This is a genomic window from Megasphaera sp. DJF_B143 (assembly GCF_900320625.1).
GTDB lineage: Bacteria > Bacillota > Negativicutes > Veillonellales > Megasphaeraceae > Megasphaera > Megasphaera hexanoica.
Map to the genome: position 1 here is coordinate 1 of NZ_ONTA01000129.1, position 2,351 is coordinate 2,351.

At 49.9% G+C, this 2,351-nt stretch carries 2 protein-coding genes and 2 pseudogenes; 2 read left to right on the forward strand and 2 right to left on the reverse strand.

Annotated elements, in window-relative coordinates:
- Both DBO31_RS03840 and DBO31_RS03845 read left to right on the forward strand, forming a co-directional pair.
- A pseudogene (locus DBO31_RS03840) lies at window positions 1-336 on the forward strand (LysR family transcriptional regulator); the annotation flags it as partial.
- A 50-nt stretch (window positions 337-386) separates the two neighbouring features.
- Window positions 387-1,289 (forward strand): fumarylacetoacetate hydrolase family protein, encoded by a 903-nt coding sequence (locus DBO31_RS03845; protein WP_150824488.1) that lies wholly within the window; start codon window positions 387-389, stop codon window positions 1,287-1,289.
- A gap of 174 nt (window positions 1,290-1,463) precedes the next feature.
- Here the strand turns inward: DBO31_RS03845 and DBO31_RS09440 are convergent, their stop codons facing one another.
- Both DBO31_RS09440 and DBO31_RS03850 read right to left on the reverse strand, forming a co-directional pair.
- A complete protein-coding gene (locus DBO31_RS09440) occupies window positions 1,464-1,721 on the reverse strand; it encodes a hypothetical protein (protein WP_234995379.1) in 258 nt (85 codons plus the stop codon).
- Window positions 1,722-1,736: 15 nt separating this feature from the next.
- Window positions 1,737-2,351: pseudogene (locus tag DBO31_RS03850) on the reverse strand (hypothetical protein); the annotation flags it as partial.

A 2,351-nucleotide genomic window follows, 5' to 3' on the forward strand; every position in this document is an offset into this window, starting at 1 on the left:
CCCCTGCTCACGTCTTCACGGACGGCAACGGCTGCCTTCGATGTCCGCCCCCCGTCCGGAGGACAGGTGACAGCTGAGGACCTGCAGATTGTAGGACGATTCGACCTCATTTCCAATGCGGCTCAACTCATCCGGACAGGTATTACCAGCGCATTTGGCATCAATGAACTCTTCCAGCTCCAGACGCCGGACCTGGCTTTTGTCCCCCTGAAGCCGGCCGTCTCCTTTTCCTGTCTCGTAGTCTGGAAAAAATACCAGCTTCTCACCAAACCATGCGAAGTCTTTTTACGACTGCTAAAGGAAAGCTGTCCACATACGGATACAGAGAATACATGACGCAATGAATTATGATATAATAAAACAAATATGACAAGGAGAAGATAGCTATGATGATAAAAAAACTGATTACCTTTGAAGACCTGGGATTCGTTCAGTGGGGCGTGCTGGATACCGAAGAAACAGGAGTATACAGCGCTATTGCCTTAGAAGAGGCGTTCTTTACCCCTCTTCCGGAAACATTGGCAGAATTTATCCAGCAGGGAAATGAAGGCCTGCTGGCCCTGGCCGATGCCCTCGAACAGAACGAAAAGACCCAGGCCGTGAAAGCCAAACCGCTGGCCACGGTACACATTCTGGCCCCGTTGCCACAGCTTACGAAAAATATCTTCTGCGTCGGTGAAAACTATGCCGAACACATCGAAGAATTTCATAAGAAAAAACTCGATTCCCTGCCAAAATATCCCCAGTTTTTCACCAAAGCCCCGACCTGCGTCATCGGGCCGGAAGATACCATCGATTCTCATCCGCAGGTAACGAAAGAATTGGACTATGAAGGAGAACTGGCCGTCATCATCGGCACCAGCGGCAAGGATATCCCCGTCAGCGAAGCCATGAATCACGTCTATGGATTTACCATCATGAATGATGTAACCGCCCGTGACCTGCAGCGCAATCACGGCCAGTGGTTCCACGGTAAAAGCCTCGATACCTTTGCCCCCATGGGCCCCTGCATCCTGCTGCGCGATGCCGCTCCTGATACGTTTACTATCGTGACCAAAGTCAATGACGAAGTCCGCCAGGATGCCTCGACAGAAGAATTCATCTTCCCCATTCCGTCGCTCATATCCACCCTATCCCAGGGCACGACACTCCAGCCCGGTGATATCATTTCGACGGTTACACCATCAGGTGTCGGCGCCGGCTTCAAACCGCCCCGCTACATTCATTCGGGAGACACTGTAGAAATTTCCATCTCTTCCATCGGTACATTGAAAAACACGGTAAAATAAAGGATTGTTTCCAGTATAGAAAAAACAGTTTGCCATGCTATACTCTTCTGAATTACATATGAGAACTCAGATTATAAAGGCCACCACTAAAAAAGCCAGCCATAACGCAATTATGTTGCGTTATGGCTGGTTTCTTTTTGTCTGTTCTATTTTCGTTATGCAGACACGTACTACTTATCCATTCAGACGGGACAGGATTTCCTGAATCTGTTTCTTCATTTCCTGGTTTTCTTTTTCCAGGGCATCGATTCGTTTATCCTTGGCTGCATCGTTCGCTTTAATAGCCGAGATTTCTTCAGCCTGATCATGGATTGTCTGTGCCATTTCAGCCTTGCTGACGCCGTTGTATGCGGAGCCTTTGCCAATCTTGAAGGAGACACCGGCATTGAAGCCCGGGTCGCCGTTGCCAAGAGAAATGCCCATGTTGACCATGGTATTGGCATTCGGCTAATAGAAGGCACCGACAGCGGCTGCATTGGCGTTATGGTAATGGCCGTAACCGACGGCGAAGCTGGCTTTATCAGCCGGGTCGAAATCGAGCGGATGGAGAGCCGCCAAAGCATTGCTGCCGGCTGCCGCTCTGTTGATGTTCGTATCCAGGCGGCTATAGGCATTGTTCATATCGCGGTAAATCTGCTGTGTATTGGCACTGGTAATACCGTTGACATAGCCGACATTTGCCGCACTGGTCAAATCTTTGACATCTGTCACGACGCCTGTGATGACGCGGCCTGTAGTATTGCCATCCTTGTCCTTGCCGCTGACATCAATCTTCGTAGCCGTGCTGTTGCCACCAATCTGGATGGTGTCACCCTTGGCGTTCGTGTGTATGAGGTCACTCGTCGTCTTGAGGCCCGAATCCAGAGCAGACAGGTTCTGACCGACCGTATTGTTACTCTTGATATAGGAGCCATCGCTATCGACATGGACTTCCTTATAGAGCGTATCACCGGAAATCAGGTTGCCATCGTCTTTTGCGACTTTACCGTTGTTGTTGGCAGAAATCGTATAGGTCTTGTTGCCAGTGTTTTCGTCCGTTGTTTCTTTGACCGTGATTCGGTC